This is a genomic window from Streptomyces sp. NPDC052236, assembly GCF_044548015.1.
GTDB lineage: Bacteria > Actinomycetota > Actinomycetes > Streptomycetales > Streptomycetaceae > Streptomyces.
Map to the genome: position 1 here is coordinate 57,666 of NZ_JBIUBL010000034.1, position 24,038 is coordinate 81,703.

The 24,038-nt window shown below is 71.7% G+C and carries 12 protein-coding genes; 8 read left to right on the forward strand and 4 right to left on the reverse strand.

The window, feature by feature from the left end; translation table 11 throughout:
* Nucleotides 1-22: 22 nt before the first annotated feature.
* Nucleotides 23-12,079 carry an amino acid adenylation domain-containing protein gene (locus ACIHCQ_RS38425; RefSeq protein ID WP_399673215.1) on the reverse strand — a complete coding sequence of 4,019 codons (12,057 nt, stop codon included), beginning with the start codon at nt 12,077-12,079 and terminating at the stop codon, nt 23-25.
* Nucleotides 12,080-12,165: 86 nt separating this feature from the next.
* Nucleotides 12,166-15,366, reverse strand: a complete 3,201-nt coding sequence (locus ACIHCQ_RS38430) for an RICIN domain-containing protein (protein WP_399673162.1) — start codon at nt 15,364-15,366, stop codon at nt 12,166-12,168.
* 133 nt (nt 15,367-15,499) lie between these two features.
* On the opposite strand from ACIHCQ_RS38430, the gene ACIHCQ_RS38435 reads away from it, so the two are divergent.
* From ACIHCQ_RS38435 to ACIHCQ_RS38470, 8 genes are all read left to right on the forward strand, one after another.
* Complete coding sequence (locus ACIHCQ_RS38435) at nt 15,500-15,985, forward strand: AAA family ATPase (protein ID WP_399673164.1); 486 nt, start codon at nt 15,500-15,502, stop codon at nt 15,983-15,985.
* Between the two features lie 110 nt (nt 15,986-16,095).
* Nucleotides 16,096-16,602: a hypothetical protein gene (locus ACIHCQ_RS38440; protein ID WP_399673166.1), complete on the forward strand. Its 507-nt coding sequence runs from the start codon at nt 16,096-16,098 to the stop codon at nt 16,600-16,602.
* 13 nt (nt 16,603-16,615) lie between these two features.
* Nucleotides 16,616-16,939 carry a DUF2795 domain-containing protein gene (locus tag ACIHCQ_RS38445; RefSeq protein WP_399673169.1) on the forward strand — a complete coding sequence of 108 codons (324 nt, stop codon included), beginning with the start codon at nt 16,616-16,618 and terminating at the stop codon, nt 16,937-16,939.
* 46 nt (nt 16,940-16,985) lie between these two features.
* The gene (locus ACIHCQ_RS38450) at nt 16,986-17,171 is read left to right on the forward strand and encodes a hypothetical protein (RefSeq protein ID WP_399673172.1); all 186 of its coding nucleotides are present in this window, start codon (nt 16,986-16,988) and stop codon (nt 17,169-17,171) included.
* A 201-nt stretch (nt 17,172-17,372) separates the two neighbouring features.
* The gene (locus tag ACIHCQ_RS38455) at nt 17,373-17,909 is read left to right on the forward strand and encodes a Dps family protein (RefSeq protein WP_399673218.1); all 537 of its coding nucleotides are present in this window, start codon (nt 17,373-17,375) and stop codon (nt 17,907-17,909) included.
* Nucleotides 17,906-20,239, forward strand: a complete 2,334-nt coding sequence (locus ACIHCQ_RS38460; RefSeq protein ID WP_399673174.1) for a phosphoketolase family protein — start codon at nt 17,906-17,908, stop codon at nt 20,237-20,239. The genes ACIHCQ_RS38455 and ACIHCQ_RS38460 overlap by 4 nt, the downstream gene beginning before the upstream one ends.
* A complete protein-coding gene (locus ACIHCQ_RS38465; RefSeq protein WP_399673177.1) occupies nt 20,236-21,420 on the forward strand; it encodes an acetate/propionate family kinase in 1,185 nt (394 codons plus the stop codon). The genes ACIHCQ_RS38460 and ACIHCQ_RS38465 overlap by 4 nt, the downstream gene beginning before the upstream one ends.
* A 94-nt stretch (nt 21,421-21,514) precedes the next feature.
* Nucleotides 21,515-22,408, forward strand: a complete 894-nt coding sequence (locus ACIHCQ_RS38470; RefSeq protein WP_399673180.1) for an aminoglycoside phosphotransferase family protein — start codon at nt 21,515-21,517, stop codon at nt 22,406-22,408.
* Between the two features lie 32 nt (nt 22,409-22,440).
* Here the strand turns inward: ACIHCQ_RS38470 and ACIHCQ_RS38475 are convergent, their stop codons facing one another.
* Both ACIHCQ_RS38475 and ACIHCQ_RS38480 read right to left on the reverse strand, forming a co-directional pair.
* Nucleotides 22,441-23,160 carry a TetR family transcriptional regulator gene (locus ACIHCQ_RS38475; protein ID WP_399673183.1) on the reverse strand — a complete coding sequence of 240 codons (720 nt, stop codon included), beginning with the start codon at nt 23,158-23,160 and terminating at the stop codon, nt 22,441-22,443.
* A gap of 41 nt (nt 23,161-23,201) precedes the next feature.
* Nucleotides 23,202-23,948, reverse strand: a complete 747-nt coding sequence (locus ACIHCQ_RS38480; protein ID WP_399673186.1) for an SDR family oxidoreductase — start codon at nt 23,946-23,948, stop codon at nt 23,202-23,204.
* Nucleotides 23,949-24,038: the final 90 nt, after the last annotated feature.

Sequence of the window (24,038 nt, forward strand, 5' to 3'; positions counted from 1 at the left end):
GCCGGGTCCCGTACCGATCGGTTCACCTCCCCCGCGGGAAATCGGCGAGCGACGCGATATCGACCGTGTAGTTGAGCAGGTGCAGCGGCGCGGCCCGTACCCCGGCCGCCTCCAGCGCTCGCCAGTACGCGCGTGCCAGCGCCCCGTCGACCAGGCCATGGACCAGCGGCAGGCTGGACGCGGAGTCGGAGTCGGCAGCGGAGTCGGCGGCGTGCAGGAGCGATTCCAGCCGACAGGAGGCGATCGTGCCCGGCAACCATGGCTGCGCCGCGTAACCGGCGGCGGCCATCGCCGGAAGCCCCTCGGTCACCCGCCTCTCGGTGTCTCCGACGGTGAACAGTCCGCCGCCGACGACGATGACGTCACGCTGTCGCCGCATCCGTTCAATGGCGCGTGCCGCGTCGAAGCAGTGCGGAAACGAGTCGTCGACCACGATCGTGCCGGGCCGCAGCCTGTCGACGTCAAGGAGCGTTCCCCCGCCGCTGACCGCGGTGACGACGAGGTCGGCCTCGTATACGGCGGCGGGCAGCCCCGGATCGGACTCCACCTGACTTACGGACTCGGCCAGACCGCGGCGGCGCAGGTCATCGGCAAGTTCCTTCAGGCGCGGCCCGCTTCCGGCGACGTCGCACAGCAACAGCCGGGCCGGTGGGCGCCGAGCCTGGGTCAGGAGCAGTTCCAGGGACGAACTCCCGATGGAACCCAGGCCCACCACAGCGACGACGAGCCCGCTCAGCTCGCGGCGAGTGGCGTCCAGCGCGGCTTGGACGGTCTTGACGACAGACACCGCCGTGGCCGCATGGCCGGTGGTGACGGGCGCCGCGCCCGTCTCCCGCAGGACCCCGAAGCCGTAGCCGGTGAGCGCGGGGATCATGCCGGCCAGCGACACGCACCGCGCGCCGAGTGACATCGCGTGCGCCACCGCCCGCGCGGTATGGCCGACGAGGGCCTCGCCCGGCGCGAGTTCGTCGGCGAACAGGGGGAGGCAGATGAACCCGGAGCGGCCGAGCGGCGTGGTCAGCTCCTCCAGGAGGCGGGGGCGGGCGTCGGGGAACAGCAGGGAGCGCAACTCCTCGCGGGGCAGCGTCTGAGTCGGCAGCCCGACGAGCCCGGCGAGGTGTGCCGGGGACGGCAGATAGCCGACGAGCGCGGCGTCCAGCTCCGGCCCGCGCGCAACCTGGACCGATTGGCTGAGCTGGTCGCGCAGCGCGTCCGTGAACACCGTGAAAGCCGCCGGGGTCAGGGCGGCTGCCGCGGCCCGCAGCGTAACCCGCAGGCCTTCGCCGACCGGGCGGACCGCCAGGAACACATCCGTACCCACGGGAGGCGGCGCGAGTTCGGTGTCCCCCTCGTCCCAGGACAGGGTCAGCGAGTCGCTGACCGGCGGGCCGAGTGCGGAGAAGTCGAGGAAGGTGAAGAAGAACTGGGCGGACAGCGGCAGTCCGCCGGGCAGCCGCTGACCGCTGTCCCCATTGCCTCCGTACGTTGTGGATGTCCTGGCAGCGGCGACCTCGGCCGCGACCCGGCGCAGGTCGGTGGCGAAGTCCCGGTGGCTCGCCGGGGCACCCGGCCGAAGTGGCACAGCCGCGGCGAACGGGCCGAACAGGCGGTTCGCGTCCGGCAGCGGATGATCTCGCCCGCTGACGGCGAGGCCCAGTACGAGGTCCTGTTGACCGGTGAGTTCGGTCAGTGCCCGGTAGTACGCGGTGAGCACCGGCGCGTACAGCGTCGCCCCGGCGTCGGCGGCCAGTCGGCGCAGCCCGTCGACGTGCTCCGCGTCCAGCGTGAATCCGGCCGACAGGAACCCCTGGCTCCGGTGACCTGTGTGCCGGCCGTCGGTGCCCGTGCGCAGCACCGGGGGCCGGTACGGGGCGGTCAGGCGGGATCGCCAGGCGTCGGCTGCCGGATCCGCGGCGGCCTCGGCAGCCGCGGGCACCGGCCGTTCGAGGAGGGCCGCGTAGTCGCGGAACGTGGCGCGCAGCGGAGGCAGCCCGGCCGGCTCGCCACGGCCGAGACGGTCGTAGACGGCGAGCAGTTCCCGTCCGAACAGGGCCGCGCTGTAGCCGTCCCCGATGAGATGGTGCGCGTGGACGAGGAGCACATGCTCGTCCGGTGCGACGGTGAGGAGCCGAAGACGCAGCAAGGGCCAGGTCCACGGCTCGAAGCGGCGGCGCTGTTCCGCGGCGACCCGGGCGTCGAGCAGCTCCGGCGAGGCGAGCGTCTCGAAGTCGACGGGGAGCCGCATCGAGGGCGGCAGCTCCTGCTGGACCGGCGGCCGGGCTCCGGCGGGGAAGACGGTACGCAGCATGGGGTGACGTGCGACGAGAACGTCGACCGCGCCCTGGAAGTGGGCGGTACGCAACGGCCCCCGCAGGCGCAGGCGGGCGAGCCAGGCGGAGTTGGTTTCGGGCGCGAGCGCTTCGGCGAGCAGGAAGCCACGCTGGGTGGGAGTGAGCGAGTACGGCGATGGTCCGGTGCCGGTCGGCAAGTCCTCCGCTCCCGTGGAGTCGACCGGGTCGTGCTCGTCCGCCGTCGCGTCGATCTGTGCGGCGAGCGCGGCCAGTGTGCCGTGCGCGTAGATGACGGTCGGTCTGGGCAGTACCGCGAACTGTTTCTCCAGCCGCGCGAACACCTCCAGGACGAGGAGGGAGTCGCCGCCGAGGGCGAAGAAGTCGTCCTCGCGGCAGACCGTCGGAACGTCCAGCAGCACGGACCATATCTGTGCCAGCCGGAACTCGGTCACGGTCGCCGGAGGGGTGCCACCGCCATGGGTACCGGCAACGGTCGCGGGATCGAGCCGGCGGCGGTCGATCTTGCCTGTGTCGGTGAGCGGAAGCGCCTCTACGAGCTCAATACGGGCCGGAAGCATATAGCCCGGCAGGATGGCGGCGAGGTGGGCCCGCAGCGCCGCCGCGTCCGGCGCCGGGACATCGCGCCGGGGCTCGACAAAGGCCGTCAGCCGGTCGTTCCGGTGAACCACGGCTGCGCGGGCCACACCGGAGTGGGTCTGCAACACCGCCTCGATCTCGCCGAGTTCCACCCGGTGTCCACGGATCTTCACCTGGTCGTCGAGGCGGCCGAGGAACTCCAGCGCGCCCTTCGGACCACGGCGGACCCGGTCACCGCTGCGATACCACCGTCGGCCGTCGCGCTCGGTGAAGGCGGCAGCCGTGAGCGACGGCTCGCCGAGGTAGCCGGGTGTCAGGCCGGTTCCGGCGATGAGCAGTTCACCGGGTTCGCCGGGGGCGCAGGGGCGTCCGTCCTGGTCCACCACCTCCAGGTGGGTCCCCGCTACGGGGTGGCCGATCGGCAGCCCGCGCACGTCGTCGCCGGGGCGGGCGTCGATGATGTGACAGGTCGCGTTGATCGTGGCTTCCGTCGGCCCGTACAGGTTGGCGATGCGCTGCCCGGCGCCGAACAGGTCGTACCAGCGCCGGACATAGGCGGCGGGCAGTGCCTCACCGCCGACGTGGATCCAGCGCAGCGCCGACAGGTCGGGGGGTGCCAAACCCCGTCGTACCCGGGACTCGGCGGCCGTGAGCAGCTGCTCCCACAGGGTCGGTACCGAACTCCACACCGTGATCCGGGTCTGCTCGACATGATCGAGGAGCAGTTCGGGGTCACGTACGACATGGCGGTCCGCGGTCACCACCGTGGCGCCGACGAGCAGTGGGGCGAGCAACTGGCGGACCGAGGCGTCGAAGCAGACCGAAGCGGTCTGGGCGAGCCGGTCACCGGCGTGGTACCCGAAGGTGTCCAGGGCCCAGTCGAGGTAGTTCTCCATGGCCCGGTGCGTGATGGGCACCGCCTTGGGGCGGCCGGTGGAGCCGGACGTGAAGATCACATAGGCGGTCGCTTCCGGGTCGCGGACGACCGCATCGGTGCCTTGCGGGGCCGGTGCCGGATCGTCGACGCAGACCGGTACGACACCGGCGTCCCCGTCGGCCAACGCGCGCGTGGCGGTGTGGCAGACCACGGTACGGACCTGGGCCCGGGCGAGCTGGTCGGCGAGGCGGGCCGCCGGGTGGCCGGAGTCCAGCGGTACCCATCCGGCACCGGCCCTCAGGATGCCAACTACACCGACGACGGTGTCGACGGTGTCGACGCCCGGCTCGGTGAGCAGCCCCACCAGATCCCCGGCGGCCACGCCCTGGGCGCGCAGCCGGGCGGCGAGCCCTGCGGAGGCACGATCGAGCGCCCCGTAGGTCATCGTGGTCGTGCCGGTGTCGATGGCGACGGCGTACGGGGTCGCTCGGAACCGGTCGTACAGGCGCTCGGCGACCGAGACGGGTGCGAGTGACGCCGCTGTCTCCTCGGGCCTGGCGGCCAGCAGGGCCAGTTCCTCCGCATGCTCCCGCGCCAGGCGGGCCACGGTCGCCCGGTCGAAGAGCGAAACCGGGAAGTTCCAGGAGAAGCGCAGCGTTGCCCCGTCCTCCCAGCACAGCAGGGAGAGTCGGGTCGCGGCGGACGCGGTTCCGGCCGCGGTCGGCCGTACGGTGACGGGGCAGCCATCGGCAGTCGCGGCCGGGAAGCGGGCGAAGCTGAAGCCCGCCGGGCCTGCCGTACGTGGTCCACGGCTGTCGGCGGGCAGGAGCCTGGCCAGGTCGAGGCTGGTGAGACTCGCATGCCGCTCGCTCTCCAGCCAGACCCGCCGCAGCCGCTCGGCCAGTTCCGGCACCGGCTCGTCGGGGTCGACCCGCGCGAGCAGCGGCAGCGTGTCGGCGAGCGGACCGACCAGTCGCTCGACGCCGTTGAGCCGCGTCTCGCGGCGGGCGCGGGCGACGTTGACGGCCACGTCGCGCTGTCCGCTCCACCGCGCCAGAGAGCGCGCGTACGCGGCGAGCATGAGGTGGAACAGCGAAACGCCGTGCGTGGCGGCGCATTCTCGGAGCGTTGCGGTGAGCGCCGGGTCGGTGGCCACCTGATGGGCCGCGAGCGGCGGCGCGGGCGGCGCGCCCGGATCGCGGTCGTACGGAAGCCACGGCGGCTCGGCCCGCGCGGCCAGGGCTTCGCGCCAGTACCGCTGGTCCTGGGCGAATGCCGTCGAGGACCGTGCTGCCTCGGAGGCGTCCGCGTACTCGGCGAAGTCCGCTTCGAGCGGAGGCAGCGTCGGCGTACGGCCCTGGGTGAGCGCGGTGTAGACCGACCACAGTTCCTCGCCGAGGATGTTCAGGCTGTATCCGTCACCGGCGGCGTGGTGGATCACCAGGACGAGGTGGGCGAGTTCCGTGCTTTCACGGGCGAGCACAGCGCGTACGGGCGGTTCGGCCGCGAGGTCGAAGGGCTCGTTGCACAGGGCCTCTTCGAGTTTTTCGAGCTCTTCGAGTCCTTCGAGCCCCTCCCCGCTGCCCGCCAGGTCACGTATCTCGTACCAGGCGGACAGGGGTGCGGGCGGCGCGATGGACTGCTCGGGCCGCCCGGCGCTGCCCGGCCGGATACGCATACGGAGCATGGGATGCCGCTCCGCGAGGAAGGCGAGGGCCTGTCCCAGCAGTCCGGCGTCGAGGGGGCCGCTGATCGTCTGCCGTACATACCCGTAGGAGCAGACGTCCTGGTGCAGTCGGCCGTTGGTGTGGAAGGCGCGCTGCACCGGAGTGAGCGGGAACGCAGCGCCGCCGTCCGCCTCGGCTGTGACCGGCTTCGGTGCGGGCCGCGGTGCGTCGCCGGAGGTGCCGCCCTCGACGTGGGCGGCGAGCTCGCGGATGGTCCGGTGTTCGAAGAAGAGCGTGGTCGAGAGCGGCGCGTCCAGCTCTTTTTCGAGCTGCTTGACGAGATCGACGGCGGCGAGGGAGTCCAGCCCCATGGCGAGGAACGGTTCGTCGTCGGGGATGGTGCCGGGCGTACGGTCCAATGCCACGGCCAGCAGCCCGCGTACGACGTCGGCGACGCCGGACGCAGACGCCGCGACTGCGCGGGAGGCAGCGGGCGCGGGTGTGGGTGCGGGTGCGGTTGGGGCGGGCGCCGGCGTCGTCAGGTCGGCGACCAGCAGCTGAGCGGCGTCGACGCTCTGTGCCGCGTGAAGGGCCGTCAGCGCGGCATCGGTGGTGAGCTGGGCCGGTCCGCGGGCGGCGACGGCGTGCCGGATGCCTGTCGCGGCGGCCAGCCCCGTTTCGGCGAATGCGGCGAAGTTCAGTGACTGCCAGGGCCTGCCTGCCGCTCGTTCGGCGGCGGCGAAGGAATCGAGAAAGGCGTTGCCCGCCGCGTAGTCGCCGAGCGCGCCCGCCAGGCCGGGCAGCGCCGACGCGATCGAGGAGAAGGCCACACACACGGCGGGGCGGTGGCCGTACTGCCGCAGGGCCCGGGAGATGAGGAGACTGCCACGCGTCTTCGCGGCGAGGACCTGGGCCATCTCCTCGGGTGTCTTGGTCCGCAGTGTGCCGGGGCGCACCACTCCGGCGGCGTGGAAGACCGCGTCCAGGGCAGGCAGCTCTGCCAGGAGCGCGTCGACATCCGCCTCGACGGAGACGTCGGCAACGCGGTAGCGCGCCGAGGCACCGAGTGCGTCGAGGTCTTCGAGCAGTTGCGCGGGCGGTTGCGGGGAACGGCCCGCGAGTACGAGGGTGGGCCGGCCGCGGCCCGCCAGGTCACGGGCGAGCGCGGCACCGATCCCGCTGCCGCCGCCGGTGATCAGGTACGTCCCGTCGGCGGGGAGGGGACGCGCGGACTGGGCCGTGTCGGTCGCTACGGCCACGGGTGTACGGGTGAGCCGGCGGCCCGCCCGCCACGCGACGGTGGAGGCCGGACCCGGTACGCCTGGTGCGGCCAGCTCGTGTTCCAGGGCGTCAAGACGGTCGGCCAGGCTGTCCAGCGAGGACAGGTCGACGCCGGCCGCCACGAGTCCGGGAATCTCCTCCGGCAGGGCGAGGGTGAGCCCGGTGAACAACGCCTGTGCGGGGCGGAGCTGTTCGCGGGCGGCGACACCTGTGGCGTGTACGTCCTCGGTGACCACGATCAGCCGGGCGGGACGGGCGTCACCGAGCTGCCGGAGCAGCTCGTGGAACGTCGTCAGGGTGGTGTGCTGGGTGGTGTCGAGCGCCGCCACGGTGTCGAGGTCGGCAGCGGGCCCGGCGATCAGCACAATGGTGTCCGGCACCGTGCCGCCCTCGGGCGCGGTGATCCGTTGGGCAAGTCCTCGGAGCATCGGCGAGTCCGGCCCGACGAGCGCGACCGTACGCGCCCCGCCGTCGGCCGTCACCGGAGAGCCCTGCCATACGAAACGGTGCAGCAGTCCCGACCTCGGGGGTTCGACCGATGACGGCTGGTGCTGGAACGGGTAGGTGGGCAGGGCTACGCGGGCCCGTCCGGCGGCGAGGGCCGTACGGTCCACGGCCGTGCCACGCGACCACAGCCGCCCCAGGGTCTCCAGCAGAGCCCGCACATCGGCACTGGTGTCCGTCGGCAGCGCCGCCGACACGACAGCCCCGGCCGGCGCGACGGCGCGGATTGCCCCTGCCAGAGTGGCCCCGCGGCCGAGTTCGAGGAACGTGTCGTACCCGGCGTCCATCGTCCGTTCGACGGCGGCGCCGAACCGCGCCGCCCAGTCCGCGGGCTCCTCCAGTTGCCACTGTGCCGTGATCGCGCCCGCCATGGCGTCATCGAGGCTGAGCGCTCCGGCGACGCATGCCGCGGCGATCTCGCCGACCCCGTGGCCCACGACGGCGTCCGGGCGCACACCCCAGGCCTGGAGCTGGCGGGCGAGTGCGATGCCGAACGCGACAGTCAGTGGCCGGGCGACGTCCGTACGGGCGAGTTCGGCGGGTGTCACATCGGAGTCCAGGCACCATGCCGCCAGGCTGCGCCCGCGCACCGGGCCGAGGAGTTCGGACGCCTTCTCAAGGCTTTCCCGGAAGGCCGGCGCGCTCTCGTACAGCTCACGGCCGTACCCCGGGGCCTGCGCACCCTGGCTGGGCAGGAGGAACACAGTCCTGGGGCTCGACCGCGCAATCGTGTGGGCGGGCCCGGCGGCGAGCTGTTCCGCCAGGTCTCCGTCCGCCACGATGGCGAGGCGGCAGGGGCCGTCGTCCCGGGCGGTGTTGGCGGTCGCGCAGACGTCGCCTTCGTCCAGCGCCGGGTGGGCCGACAGATGGGCCGCGAGTGCGGACGCGGCTGCGCGCAGGGCCGGGGCACTGCGCGCCGACAGCGTGAGCAGGTGCGGACCGGGGACCGGGGACGGCTGGTGGGGCGGCGCCGGTGGGGCCTGTTCAAGGATGGCGTGCGCGTTGGTGCCGCCGAAGCCGAAGGCGTTGACCCCGGCCGTCAGCGGGCCCGGCCCGGCCCAGTCGCGCAGTTCGGTGACCACGTCGAATCCGGCGAGGGCGGGGGCGGGCGCGGGCGGTGCGTGGTGCAGGGAGGCGGGAAGCTGCCGGTGGCCCAGCGCCAGTACGACCTTCACCAGGCCCGGCATTCCGGCGGCGTTGAGCAGATGGCCGAGATTGGTCTTCACCGAGCCGAGCAGCCGCGGCTTTCCGTCCGCGCGGGGCGGGAAGGCGTGGGCGAGTGACTTCATCTCGATCGGGTCGCCGATCGCCGTGCCGGTGCCGTGGGCCTCCACGTAGGACACTGTGCCGGGATCGACACCCGCGTCCTGGTACGCCCGCGCGACGACCTCGCGCTGCCGCAACGGATTCGGCGCCATCAGGCTCAGCGACCGGCCGTCGTTGTTGACCGCTGTGCCGCGCACCAGGGCGAGTACGGGGTCGCCCGCGCGTCGCGCGTCATCGAGGCGGGTCAGCACGATCACCGCGCCGCCCTCGCCGGGGACGAAGCCGTCGGCGGCGGAACTGAAGGCGCGGCAGCGCCCGGTGGGCGACAGCGCCTGTGCCGCTTCCAGATGCTGGTACGCGGTCGGTGTGAGGTTGAGGTTGACCCCGCCCACGACGGCGATGTCGCATTCGCCGTCCTCGATGCTGCGGCGGGCGAGGTGGAGCGCGACGAGGGCGGAGGAGCAGGCGGTGTCGACGGCGATCGCAGGTCCGTCCAGGTCCAGACTCTGCGCGACGCGGGCGGCGATGAGATTGGGCAGACTGCCGAGCAACGCGAGAACGCCCGGCTGTGATCGCTCGGCGGGTCCGGTAGCTCCGGCTCCGACGCGTCCAGCAGGTCCCGCAACTCCGGCGGATCCAGCCGCTCCGGCACGTCCGGCAGACCCGGCAGACCCGGCCGCTACGGCTCCGCCGCGTCCGGCAGACCCGGCAGACCCGGCAGGTCCAGCGGGCCCGGGGGACCCGGCGGATCCGGCAGGCCGCGTAGCCTCGGCGGGCCCGGCGGACCGGGCATGTCCAGCAAGCCCGGCACCAGCGGCACCAGAAGGCCCGGCAAGTCCGGCAGGTCCCGCAGCTCCGGCGGATCCAGCCGCTACGGCTCCGGCACGTCCGGCAGACCCGGCAAGTTCAGCGGGCCCGGCAGACCCGGCGAGTCCCCCAGGCCCCGCAGATCCAGCGGGCCCGTCAAGTCCCACAGCTCCCGCAGTCTCGGCGGAGCCAACGAGGCCCACGGGTCCAGCAAGTCCGGCAGACCCAGCTCCGGCGGGTCCGGGAGACCATGCAGGTCCGGCAGTTCCAGCAGCCCCGTCGGACCCGGCGGATCCAGCAGCCCCGTCAGATTCGGTAACTCCGGCTCCGCCGAATCCGGTAGGCCCGGGGAATCCGGCAGGCCCGGCGAGGTCCGCACGCTCGGCAAGGCCCTGGGCGAGCAGTTCCCGGTGCCCGCTCTCGCCGACCGCCGCGAAGACGCCGATCCGGCGGTCCCGCCGTCGCGGACCCGCGTAGCCCGCGCGCTCCAGGGCCTCGTGTGCGAGTTCCAGGAACAGCCGCGCCTGCGGATCGATCGCGCGGGCCTCCTCCTCGCCCACACCGAAGTAGCCCGCGTCAAAGGCGCCCGGATCGTCGAGGAACGCTCCCCAGCGGGCGGTCCCGTCGCCCGGTGCCGGCCACCGGCCCGCCGGGACTTCGGTGACGGCGTCCTGGCCCGCCGCGAGGAGGTCCCACCACGCCTCCGGAGTGTCCGCGCCGGGGAACCGGCAGGCCATCCCGGTGATCGCGGTGGTCGCGGTCATGGCGGGGGTCGCGGTGGCGGCGGCCGGGGCATCGCGCTGCGCCGCGACCCCCAGGGGGCGCGGCCCGTCGGTCTCCCCCGCGAGTACCTGATCCACGAGTGCGGCGACCGTGTCACAGTCGCGCAGGACGGACGGTCGCACGGTGATACCGAACGTGTCCTCCAGCGCGGCCAGCACCTGCATGGCCTTCAGCGACGAACCGCCCAGGGCGAGGAAACGATCCTGCAAGCCGATCTCGGTCTCCGGCAGGTCCAGCACCTGCGCCCAGATACGACGGACGGCACCTTCGGTGTCCCTGCGCGAGCGGAGCTGCGGTGTCGGAACCGCAGCCCCGACCGCAGCCCCGACCGCAGCCTCAACCACAGCCCCGACCGGACCCGGCACCACACCGCCGAGCTTCCCGGCGTACTTCCCCGCCTCGAAGCGGGCCCGCAGCCGCTGCCGCTGCACCTTGCCGCTCGTCGTACGGGGAAACGCCCCCGCGGCCAGCGGCAGCACCCGTACGTCGTCATGCGCCAGCACCTCGCGCACCCGCGCCGCCACCCGGTCCAGGACACCGTCCACCGTGGCGCGCGGCGGCCTCGCCCACTGGACGAAGACCACGACGCGCTCTCCTCCGGTCACCGGATCGGTGGAGCCGATGACCGCTGCCGTTCCCGGCGGCAGCCCGGGCGTGTCCGCCGCGACCGCTTCGAGGTCCGGAGCGTAGAAGTTCCGGCCGTTGATGAAGAGCACATCCTTGTGACGGCCCGTCACACACAGTCGGCCATCGCGCAGGAACCCCGTGTCGCCGGTGCGCAACCACCCGTCGGCGAACGCCGCGGCGGTCGCCTCGGGAAGGCCGTGGTAGCCGCGTGCCACCTGCGGGCCGCGGACCTCGATGTGCCCGACCCACCGGTCACCCAGCGGCGTCCTCCCGTCGTCCACGACGCGCACCGCACAGCCGGGCACCGGATGCCCCACATCCATCAGCTCCACCCGCTCCGCGGCGGGCGCGCCCGCCGCGGCGTCCACCGCCCGGCCACGGCTCAGCGCCGCCCGGTCCAGTACCAGTGGCGCCGCCACCTCCCCCAGCGGCGGGAACGCGACCGCCACCGTGGCCTCCGCCAGGCCGTAGACGGGTTGAGCGGCCCGCGCGTCGAGCCCCGCCGGCCGGGTCCTGCGGGCGAACTCGCGCCACACCGTCGGCGAGATGGGCTCCGCGCCCACCAGGAGCAGTCGTACGCGGGAGAGATCGAGCCCTGCGAGCGCCGCGTCCGGGATCCGTCGTACGGCCAGGGCCAGCGCGAAGTTCGCCGCCGACAGGATGGTCGCCCGGTGCCGCTCCGCCATCTCGAACCACATCAGCGGCCGTTTGGCGAACGACAGCGGTCCGAGCTTCACCTGCTTGGCCCGTGCGGCGAGCGGCGCCAGGTGCGTGCCGATGAGCCCCATGTCGTGGAAGTACGGCATCCAGCTCGCCACCACGTCGTCGGGCGTGAGGGCCGTCGCGATCCGTATCTGTTCCAGGTTGGCGAGTACGCAGGCATGGGTCAGTTCAACGCCTTTGGGCGACCCGGTGGAGCCCGAGGAGAACTGCAGGAACGCCAGATCGTCCGGCGCCCGCACCGGCAGCCGGTCAGGCGCCTGCCCCTCCCGCAGCGCTGCCAGGCCCAAGGGGCGTACGTCCGCAGGCAGTTCGGCGAGCAGCGGCGCGGTCGACTCATCGACAACAACGGGCGGCCGGCCGAGCAGCTCCCACACCGGGAGAATCAACCGCGCGTCGGGAGCCAGCGGTACGGGCACCAGACCTGCCGCGAGCGCGCCCCAGAACATGGGCTGGAAGTCGTCGCTGCGGTCCGCGACGATGGGCACGCATGTCCCCGGGGACAGTCCGGCGGCGAGCAGGCCACCGGCGACCCGCAGCGATTCGTCGCACAGCTCGCGCAGCGTGACGACGCGTTCGCTGCCATCGCCGCGAACGTGGACGATGACCTGCGCAGGTGCCGCCAGAGCAGCGTCCAACAGCACCTGCGGCAGCGTCATTCCACGGTTTGATTCGATCACCGAATCGTTCTATCAGAACGGGCCAAATCGAGGCGTCCGGCCACCCCGGTCACCCCGGCAGCGCCTCAGCGCCGTACGAGTTCGAGCCGGTACTTCCGCGTCCGTGTCCCGTCCTCACTGGTCACCGTGACGACGGCCACCGTCCGATGGCTCTTGCTCGCCTTCTCGGCCGTCACCGTGACGGTCGCATACGGGTCGCCCGCCGTCGCCGTGACCGCGCTGCGGCCCGGCTGCCCGGTGACGACCCGGTAGTTGGTCGTGTCCGGGTCGAACGGTGCCACGGGAACCCCGGCCACCTCGATCGACGCGGCCGTGTCGTCCGAGGAGACCCCGGGTGTCCTGGCGTACAGCTCGATCTCGCCCACCGTGAGGTAGCCGCCCGGACGCGCGGTCATGACCACGCGGACTTCGGTCGCCGGTCCCGCCGACAGCGGGACGTCGACCACCGGTGTGCCCTCCGTGCCCACCTGGACATCGCCGCTCGCGTCGACCCACGCGCCGTCGGCCGCCGCCCGCACCTGCACCTTCAGGCTCTGGGCAAAGCTGGCGGTGTCCCCGTCCCGGTGGAAGTGCGTCACGATCCGCCGCACGTCCTGTGCCGCCGGCAGCTTGAAGGTGATGGTGTCGGAGGGGTTCTTCGTCCCGGACTTCCAGTTCGACCAGGCCTTCTCGGCCGGATTGCCGTTGCGCAGGCCCGCCGCGGAGTACCCGCTCTCGGTGAACGTGGCGCTGACCGCGACCCCGTCGTCGAGCGCGGCGTTCCTCTCCGCCGCTTCGGTGACCTGCACGCGTACGGTCGCGGCGGCCGTGGAGCCGCCGACGATCTGGGCGACTCCGCGCAGCGTCACGACCCCGGTGGTGTCGAACGCCCCGTCCGGCGCGGGGTTCCAGGTCACGGGAAGACCGGCCTTGCCGCCATGTGCGCCGACGCCGGTGACCGTGGCCGGGAGTTCAGGCCGCCCGCCCACGTACGTCTTGGCACGAGCGGGGAGGGTCGAGGCGATGGTGTCGACGGTGACGACTGCCTGCGCGGGGATCTTCAGCCCGCGCACATCGGTTGCCTGGCCCGTGACTCGTACCGTCCCGGCTTTGCGCCATGCCCGGTCCGACGGGAGGGTCCACACCACGGGGAGTGTCCCCCGGGCGCCGTCCCGGAACACGGGTGTCACCGTCTCGGGCAGCTTCGGTGCCAGGCCGGGGACCGTGAACGCCTCGACCGGCCGGGTGCGCAGCACCGTCTCGTCGGTCGCGGTCCACCGCTGGTTCGCCGCCGAGGTCGTGGTCCACGTCGACACCTTCGCGCCGTCCGTGGAGGACTGCCCGGCGACCTCGATAAGGCGGCCGGTGGCGGCATTGACGAACGTCCAGGTGGAGTCGCCGGTCGTTGACATGATCCACTGCGCGGCCTCGCCGACCGCGCCGCTGTCCGGGTCCGGCTCTTCCAGTACGGCTTCGTTCTCGCGCGCGGCGAGCCGCTTGCCGGTGGCCGCGTTGACGATCTCGTAACGCTCGCGGTTGTCGTTGCCCGGGGTCAGCTTCCGCACGGACCACAGCTGCGCTTCGCTGCCGGAGTCTGTCGTACGGATGACGAGTCCGGTCCCGTCGTCGGACGGGGCCAGCGACTTTCCGCTCTGCGCGCCCTGCAGCCGGTAGACATGGCCGGGCTGGACGAGAGCGGCGTCCTTCGCCACGCCGCGGACGCCCTCGACCAGGAAGGTCGTGACCGACTTCGCGGGGACGACGAGCGTGGCCGTGCGGTCGCTCACGCGGACCGGCTCGCCTCGTACGAGCGCGCCGTCGGCACTCGTCACCACGGGGGTCACGGAGGCGCGCCGCGAGACCTGGCCGAAGCGCGAGAGGTCGAGGGTCACGGCGCGCGACGACGTACCGCTGTTCGCGTGCACGACCGTTGCCGCGCGGCCGGACTGCTTCACCGCGGCGACGCTCGACGCGTCGTCGACCTTCACGAAGCGGTCACCGGGGCGGATGTGCTGGGTGAAGTTGCGGATGGTGTGGAACTTGGTGTTGGTCCGGATCGGGCAGGTCTTGAGTGTGTCGGTGGCCGTGCAGTTGAACGGGACGTGGATACTGCCCCAGTTCTTCCCCGCCGCGGCCTGCGGGATGGAGTCCTCGATGGGCTGCCAGAACACCCACGCCGAGGGCTCCAGTTCGCGCATGTCATCGATCATCCGGGTGGCGATCCCGAGCCCCGGCTCCATGCTGGTGAAGTCGGTGCCCGTGCCCCAGGTGCCCTCGACCTCGCTCATCCACAGCTTCTGGTCCGCGCCCTTGGCGATGTCGCGGGCGCTGGTGCGCATGCCCGTGCCGTACGTGTGCACATTGAGCTGGTCGACGGCGGCTCGCGTCGGAGGGCCGTAGGCGTTCCAGTTCTGGGTGAAGATGCTGGGGTTGGTCTCGTCCATCGCGGAGATGCCGGCGCTGGTCGTGGCGTTGTCGAGGGCGCTCCGGAGCGCCAGGATGACCTTCTGCTGGAGATCGGGACCGGCGTGCGCGCCCTCCTGGCGCCCGCCCACCGGCTGGCCGTCCGGGCCGAGCTGGGTGCCCCAGTAGGGCGTGTTCGCCTCGTTGAGCGGGGCGATGGTGTCGAACTTGATGCGGTGCGCCTTCTCCAGCTGCTCGGTCGCGCGCACCAGATACGTGGCGAAGTCGTCAACGCGGTCAGTACGGATCTGGTCCTTGCTGGAGTCCAAGCCTCCGGATACGTATCCGCTGACCGTCTGGAACCACGGCGGCGAGTTGCTGAACGCCTCCCAGCGGGTGATCTTGTCCTTGATCTGATCCACCCACCAGCGCTGGTTGGCGTCGGCGGCCCAGTTCCAGTGGTCTGGGTTCTCGGGCTGCCACCAGTCCATGTCCTGTCGGGTGGTTCCCTCGGGGGCCTTCCAGAAGCCCTCCATGGTGGCGCCCGGCTTCATATAGTCGGTGCGTACGTCCGGGGCGTTGCCGCCGCCGATGTTGTAGCGCGCGATGTTGAGGCCAAGACCGTCTTCGCCGAACAGCATCTCGGCCAGCTGCTTACGGATGGGGTCGGGGTAGCCGCCCGTGGCGTTGGCGAACCAGACGAGGCTCGTGCCCCATCCCTCGAACTCCTGCTGCTGGTAGGACGGGTCGATCCGCACCGTGACCGCGCTGCCCGGCGCGGCCGCGCCTGCGGCCGGTGCGGTGACGAGTCCCGCGCCGAGCATCAGGGGAACCGCGAGCGCTGTCCCCCAGACGGTGCGGCCGGTGCGATGCCTGCTGCCCATAGCGCTCCTTCACAACATTGTGAACAGAATCAACCAGAACCAATCGAGCAGAGGGAATCGTTCCCGACGGAAATGAACACGTCAAGACATTGAACAAAATCAAGATCAAGCGCAGGAGGAGGTGCCGCTGAGGATGGACACGGAACAGACAGGACTGGACCTGGCCGTGCTCGTCGGACTGCAGGCCGCCGGGAAGTCCACGTTCTACGAGCAGCAGCTCGCCGGCCGCTACGGGCTGGTGAGCAAGGACCTGTTTCCGCGCGGTGCGCGCAACAAGCAGCAGCGGCAGCTGCGCCTGGTGACGGAAGCGCTGGCGGCCGGGGAGTCGGTGGCCGTCGACAACACCAACCCGTCGCCCGAGGAGTGGGGGCCATTGGTCACCCTGGGTCACGCTCATGATGCGACCGCCACGGCGTACTGGTTTCCTCCGGACGTGGCTGGTTCACTGCGGCGCAACGCCGCCCGGGAGGGCCGGGATCGCGTTCCCGACGTGGGCATTCACGCCACGCTGAAGCGGTTGCGCAAGCCGTCGGTCTCGGACGGGTTCGATGCCGTGCTGGAGGTGCGGTTCGACGGCCGTGGCGGATTCCAGGTGCGACAGAGTGCGACAAATCACTGACGCTCGGTGACAATGCCCGAAACTATTCGGTCCGTCCCCGTTTGACGCACATCGTCGGTGTCACCCGTTGCTGTGCAAGCACACAGCTGCCGGAAGCCCAAAGGATCATCATGGTGCGTAAGAAGATGGAAGGGGACGAAGAGCAGAGGCGCGCGGCGGCGCGGGAAGCCGAGCAGGCCGGGGAGCGCCCCAGTGCCCGCAGCACAACGACCGGCGCGTCCAAACAGCGCGCACACCTGACAGCCTCCGCGGACCACGAGGAGAAGACCGCGTCCCTGCACCGCGGCAAGCAGCGCAGCGCCGCCGACATCCGAGCGGAACCGGAACGCCCGCCGCGTCCCTCGGCCGGGCCCCAGGAGCGCTCCTTCACCGGCCGTGGCTCGCCGGAGTACTCCACCGCCCACGAGCAGGTTTTCCAGGCTGTCACCGAGGCCGAGCAGCAGCACCAGGGCGAGGGCGCGCACCTCGATGAGGTGGCCCGCATCGCCGGTCTGCCGCCGGAGGAGACCCGGGCGCTGCTCCACGACCTGATCACCACGCACGGTCTGGTCAGCGAGTTGCAACGGGTGGATTCCCCGGACCTCGGCCCCCGGTACGAGACCAAGCCACGGCACTGACAGGAGAGCAGCCATGGCCCATACGGATGTCCCGGAAGTGTTGCACGCACTGAAGGAAGTCGACTTTCCGGCCGGTAAGGACGAACTGCTGGACGCCGCGCGCCGGGCCAATGCGTCGCCAGAGGTGATCAAGGCACTGCGCGGCATCCCGCCCGAGCAGTACACCAACCGGGAAGACGTGGCCCACTCCGTCCGGCTGGATGCCGACTCGGACCTCGGCCACAGTCCTGCGCAAAGCGCGGAGCAGGCACGCAAGGGCGGCAAGCCGGGGCTGTCGCAGCACCTGCGCGACGCGCCGAAAACGCCGATTCAGGAAGAGCTGGACGAGGAGACCTGAAGTGAAGCGCGGCAGCAACCCACTGAGTCCCCGCAAGGACGACGAGATGAAGCATGAGCTGCAGGGCTACTTGAAGTCCGGGCAGCACACGCACGCCGAAGACGCCATGGACCCTGAGCCCGTCGCGGACGACGACCCTCAGACGGACGCGAGCGGACCCGTACGGTCGCGGGAGGAGAAGAAGGCCCAGCACAAGGAGCAGGGGCGGGAGCAGGAGCAGGGCAAGGAGTAAGGAGTAACAAGCAGCGGCACCGCCCACGCGGCGTAGGCCACCGGCCCTGGCGGAGCCGCTCAACGCGCACGTGGCGCGGGCCGATGGTCGTATGGGACCGGCGCCTCAGTCCGTCGCGCCCTTGAGATGACCCGAGACGATCCGGAGGAAGCCTTGTCCACGAACGACGCCGCGCCCGCGCCCCACTACACCGTCCCCGGCATGACGTCCCAGGACAGCGCCGAGGTCATCCGACTCCTCAGCATGCGCCTGTACGCGCTGAACGATCTGGCGCTCACCCTGAAGCACATCCACTGGAATGTGGTGGGCCCCCACTTCATCGCCGTGCACGAAATGCTCGACCCACAGGTGGAGCAGGTCCGGTGCATGATCGACGACACCGCCGAACGCATTTCCACGCTCGGCGGGATCCCCCGCGGCACCTCGGGAGCCCTGGTCGCCGAGCGCACCTGGCAGGACTACTCGGTCGGCCGCGCCGAGGCCATCGAGCACCTTGGCGCGCTCGATCTCGTCTATGCGAAGATCATCGAGGAGCACCGTGCGGCCGTACGCGCCACTGACGAACCCGACCGGGTGTCGCAGGACATGCTGATCGAGCAACTGCGTTCCCTGGAGCTGTTCCAGTGGTTCGTACGGGCACACCTGGAAAGCTCCGGCGGCACCCTCAGTACGGCGGACGCGGGCTCCGAGCGAGAAGCAGCCGCCCAGGCCGCCGAACAGGCGCGCAAGCAGCCGTGACACGGGCGTACCGGCGTGCCGCCGACTATGTGGCCGCCGTGCTGATCTTCCTTCAGGACAATGTGCTGCTGCGTGAGCCACTGCGCCCGGAGCATCTCAAACCGCGCCTGCTCGGGCACTGGGGCTCGTGCCCCGGCATCACGATGGTGTACGCCGCGCTCAACACCCTCATCCGCGAGCGCGACGCGGACGTGCTGCTCGTGACCGGTCCCGGGCACGGCGCACCCGCCAACCACGCCGGACTGTGGCTGGAAGGCACACACGAACACTACGATTCCGCCCTCCCCCGCACCGAGCGTGGCCTGCGCGAACTGGCCCGGCGCTACTGCGCGCCCGACGGCTTCCCCAGCCACCTCTCACCGGCCCTGCCCGGCACCATCCACGAGGGTGGCGAGCTCGGATACGCGCTGTCCACAGCCTTCGGCGCGGCCCTGGACGCGCCCGAGCGGCTGGTGGCGTGCATCGTCGGAGACGGCGAGGCCGAGACGGGGCCGACCGCGGCGGCGTGGCACTCCACCAAGTTCCTCGACCCCGCCACCCGCGGCGCGGTCCTGCCGATCCTGCATCTGAACGGCTACAAGATCTCCTCGCCCTCCCTCTTCGCCACCATGACCGACGACGAACTCACGGCGCTGTTCCGGGGATACGGCTGGGCTCCCCGCATCGTCGACATGACCCGGCCGACGGACTCGGACAGCGACCCCCTCACGGACGCGGTCCGCGACGCCCACACCGCCATCACCGGCATCCAGCGCCGTGCCCGCACCGGGAAAGGCGACGAGCGCCCGCCCTGGCCGGTGATCCTGCTGCGCAGCCTGAAGGGCCAGGGAGCCCCCGCCGAGGTCGACGGCACCCGCATCGAGGGAACCTTCCACTCCCACCAGGTCCCCCTGGAGGACGTACACGACGATCCCGAACAACTCAGGGCGCTGGAGGCCTGGCTCCGCTCCTACGCGCCGGAGGAACTCTTCGCCGCCGACGGTGTGCCCAGCCCAGACGTCCTCGGCGCCTGCCCGCAGGGCGAGCGTCGCATCGGCATGCAGCCCGCCGGGGACGGCGGCCGGTTGCGCCGCCCGCTGGACCTGCCGCCCCTTGAGCCGTACGCCGTCGATGTCGCGTCCGGACCGGGGACGGCCTCCGCGAGCCCCAACCGCCAACTCGCCGACTGGCTGACCGAACTCATGCGCAGGACCGCCGCAAGGCGGGACTTCCGCATCATGTCGCCGGACGAACTCGCCTCCAACAAACTCGACAGCGTGCTGAGCGCGACCGGACGCGCGTATGTGTGGCCCGTCGACGAGTATGCCGAGAACCTGTCCCGCGACGGACGCCTCATGGAGGTGTTGTCGGAACACAACTGCCAGGGCTGGCTCCAGGGATATCTACAGACCGGCCGCCATGGCCTGTTCCCGACGTACGAGGCCTTCGCCTCTGTCGTGGACTCCATGCTCAACCAGTACGCCAAGTGGCTGAAGCTGTCCCACGAGGTTCCGTGGCGCGCCCCCGTCAGCAGCTTCACCTACCTGCTGACCAGCGAAGGGTGGCGGCAGGAACACAACGGCTACAGCCACCAGGGCCCCGGTTTCATCAACAACCTCCTCACCAAGAAGTCCACCGTCACCGGCGTGTATCTCCCGCCCGACGCCAACACCCTCCTCGTCACCATGGAGCAGCTCCTCGCCGACACCGGCAGGGTCAACCTGGTCGTCGCGGGCAAGCACACCGCCGCCCAGTGGCTCGGCCTGGCAGCCGCCCGCCGCCACTGCGCGGCCGGCGCGTCGGCCTGGCGCTGGGCCTCCACGTACGACGGCGAGGATCCGGAGCTGATCCTCGCGTGCGCGGGAGGCATCCCGACCGTCGACCCACTGGCCGCGGCCCAGCTGCTGCGCCGCGATCTGCCCGATGCTCGTATCCGCGTGGTCAACGTCGTGGACCTGTGTGTACTGGCTCCGCCCGACCGGCATCCGCACGGCATGGCCGACGCCGAGTTCCGTGACCTGTTCGGCACGGACACCCACGTCGTCTTCGACTTCCACGGCTATCCGGCGGCCGTGCACCAGCTCCTCCACGGCCGGCCGGGGCCCGACCGTTTCCACGTCCGGGGATACGTCGAGGAGGGCACCACCACCACGCCGTACGACCTGCTCGCGAGCAACGGCGTATCGCGCCACGACCTCGCCGTCACCGCACTCGGCCACCTGCGCGGACGCTCGGCCGCGACGGGCGACCTGGCCGCCTCGTACGCCCACCGCCGCGACCGGTTGCGCGAGGAGCTGCGCCGTACCGGCGCCGACCCCGCCGAGATCACGGAATGGAGGTGGCAGCCGTGAGCGACGCGCGCGTCCTGGTCGCCGACGCCGGGTCCGCGAGCCTGCACCTACGGGTCCTGGACGGCGACGACCGCGAACTGGCCGCGAAGGACCTCACCGAGCCACCCTCCGGGCCCGAGGCGCCCGAGGCCGGGGAGCTGGCAGGCCTGATCGGGGACTTCCTGCGCGAGGCGCCCCCGGTGAGCGCGACCGGGCACCGCCTCGTCCACGGCGGACCGCGCCTGCTGCGCCCCACCGCCGTCGACGACGGCGTACGCGCCGAACTCGACCACGCGGCCGGACTCGCCCCGCTGCATGTGCCCCCGGCGCTCGCCGCCCTGGACGCGACGCGCCGCCTGCTGCCCGATGTGCCGCATGTCGTATGCCTGGACACCGCCTTCCACGCGGGCCTGCCATCTGCCGCTCGCGCCTATGGGCTGCCCCGCGACCTGGCGGAGCGCCATGGGCTGCGCAGGTACGGATTCCACGGCCTGTCCTACGCCTGGGCCCTGCGGCGCGCGGCCGCGCTGCTCCGCCGGCCGACCGAGTCCTTCCAGGTGGTGCTCGCGCACCTGGGCGGCGGCTGCTCGGCCTGCGCGGTCCGCGACGGACACAGCGTCGACACCACCATGGGCTTCACCCCACTGGAAGGTCTGGTGATGAGCAAGCGCAGCGGCAGCGTCGACCCGGGTCTGCTGCTCTGGCTCCAGACGGCGGCCGGTATGACCGCCGAACGTCTCACCGAAACCCTCAACCGTGAGTCCGGTCTGCTCGGGCTCTCCGGTACGTCCGGCGACACCCGCGATCTTGTCGGCGCCCGGGCGCGGGGGGACGCGAACGCGGCGTACGCCCTCGACGTCTTCACGCTGGGCGTACGGCGCGGCATCGCGAGTGTCGCCGCTTCCCTCGACCGGATCGACGCGCTGGTCTTCACCGGCGAGATCGGCGAGGACCAGCCGGAGGTACGCGAGGAGGTCTGCTCCGGGCTGGGCGCCCTCGGCATTACGGGCGGCCTCGCGGGCCTCACGGAAGGGACCCCGTCGCACGACACCGTGGTCAGCCGGAGTGGCGCGGCCGTACCGGTTCTGGTGATCCCGACGGGCGAGATCCGGCAGGTTGCCGCGGAGACGCGGGCTGTGCTGACGGAACTGGGCGCGAGGAGGGAGCCGCCGGCCCCCGCGCCCGGCGAGTCCCCGCCTTGATTCAGCGGCCCTGGCTCACAACCTTTTCGAGCTCATAGAGTGAGCCGCCTGCGGGCAGAGCCGCCCGACACGGCCCAGAGGGAGACGGACACACGTGGTGATCATCGGCATAGGTCTCGTACAACGGCTGGTCGCCGCGCAGTTTCCGCAGTGGGCGGGCCTTCCCGTCGAGCCGGTCGACTCCGCGGGCACATCCAATGACATGTACCGGCTCGGCGAGGACATGGTCGTGCGACTCCCCCGCCTCGCGGGGTCCGCCACCGAGGTGGAGAAGGAGCACCACTGGCTGCCGCGGCTCGCCCCGGGGCTTCCGGCTGCCATTCCCGTACCGCTGGGCATGGGAACGCCCGCCGAGGGCTTTCCCTGGCACTGGTCGGTCTACCGGTGGCTGGAGGGCGAGAATCCGACTGTCGGCCGACTCGCCGAACCCGCCCTGCTCGCAAAGGATCTGGCGGAGTTCGTCGCCGCGTTGCACCGGATCGACCCCGCGGACGGGCCTCCCTCGTACCGCAGCGGGCCCCTGGCCACACGAGACGCCGAGACGCGCGGCGCGATCGCGGAACTGCACGGAGCCATCGACACCGACGCGGCGACCGCCGCATGGGAGACAGCCCTGCGGGCGCCCGCGCGGACCGGCCCGGCGGTCTGGGTCCACGCGGATTTGCAGCCGGGGAATCTGCTGATCACCGGTGGGCGGCTCAGCGCCGTCATCGACTTCGGGTGCCTGGGCGTGGGCGATCCCGCCGTCGACCTGATCGTGGCGTGGTACGTACTGTCTGCCGACGCGCGCGGAGTCTTCCGGGCCGCGCTGGCCGCCGACAGCGCGGCCTGGGCGCGAGGCCGCGGCTGGGCGCTGTCGATCGCGCTCATCGAGCTGCGGTACTACCGGGACACGAACCCGGTCATGGCGGCCATCGCGAGACACGTCATCCGTGAAGTGCTCGCGGATCATCACGAGCACACCGGTGTGCCGGGAATGACGGCCTGACGCGGCGGCCGGGGGCGGGGGCGGGCGGGCTGCTACCGGCCCGGTTCCGTATTGGAGACCCGGTTGAGCCATTCGGTCATCAGCGCCACCTCGGCGGTGCTGAGCCCGGAGGACTGCGACTCGCGCAGCAGGACACGGAGCCTGGCGGCGGTGGACGCCACCCTGTCCCGGTCGGTCTCGGCGCCGCCGGCCGCCGGGGTGGCGAATGCGTCGGCGGTGAAGACGGCGGCGTGCACGGCGTCGCGCACGCGCCGGGAGGTGCTCCTGTCGGTGAAGACCGCCGGGCGTGCGACGAGCATCAGCGCCACCCCTACATTGGCCGACATGACCATCTGGGCGGCCAGTTCGGGGGCGAGCCGCAGCCTTCCCTGTGCCGCGGCCCGTTCGAGGTCTCTGGTCAGGATCTGGTGGGACTCCAGCGCGGACGCCGGCGGGGTGCGCATGGCCGGGGAATGCATCAGCCGGTACAGATTGGGGTTCCGCAGGGCGAAGTCGACGTGGCTGTCCCAGCCGTCTCGCAGATCCTGGATGGGGTCGGCTGCCTGTTCGTGCTGCCGCTTGGTCGCCAGGTACTGATCGAAGCCGTGGTCCACCACGGCCGCCAACAGGCCCTCCTTGTCCCCGAAGTGCCGGTACAGGGCCGGAGCGCCCACTTGCGCGGCCTCGCAGACGGCGCGGGTGGAGATGTCGCCGTGCGGCGACTGTGCGACCAGGTCGGCCGCGACGTGCAGGATCCGTTCACGTGTACTCATCGCCGGGGACGCTATCAAGCCCATTGGACGGCGGGGCCGGGTCAGACGATGCCGCCGTTGGCACGCAGGACCTGGCCGTTGACCCAGCGGGCCGGGCCGGCGAGGAACGACACGACCTCCGCTATGTCCTCGGTGGCGCCCAGACGCTCCAGCGGCGGCTGGGCGGCCATCTTCGCGATGGTCTCCTCGTCCTTGCCGTCCAGGAAGAGAGCCGTGGCAGTCGGGCCGGGGGCGACGGCGTTGACGGTGATGTCCCGGCCGCGCAGCTCGCGGGCGAGGATGAGGGTGATGGCCTCGACGGCGCCCTTGGTGGCCGCGTAGGCGCTGTAACCGGGAAGGGCCAGCCCCAGAACGGAGCTGGAGAAGTTGATGATCGCCCCGCCCTGGCGCAGCCGGCGGGCGGCCTGCTGGTCGACGACGAAGGTGCCGCGGATGTTCGTGCGGTACATACGGTCCAGGGCGTCGAGGTCGAGGTCGGCCAGGGGCGCCAGTGTCATGACGCCGGCCGCGTGCACCACGACGTCGACCCCGCCGAAGGCCGCCTCCGCGGCGTCGAAGAGCGCCGAGACGGCGTTCTCGTCGGCCACGTCGGCGCGGACGGCAATGGCCTGCCCGCCGGCCTTGGTGATGGCGGCCGCGGCGGCCTCGGCCTCCTCTTTGCTGCCGCCGTAGGCGACGACGACGGCCAGGCCGTCCGCGGCCAGCCGCTCGGCGGTCTGGCGACCGATACCGCGCGAGCCTCCGGTGACCACGGCGACGCGGGTCGGGGTGGTGGTCTGCTCGCCCATGGCGTTCCTCCTGCGGTTCGTGAACGCCGCCGCCCAGCCGGCTGGTAGCGTCGCTTTCGTGCTTGCGAGAACAACGCTAACACGGCTTTA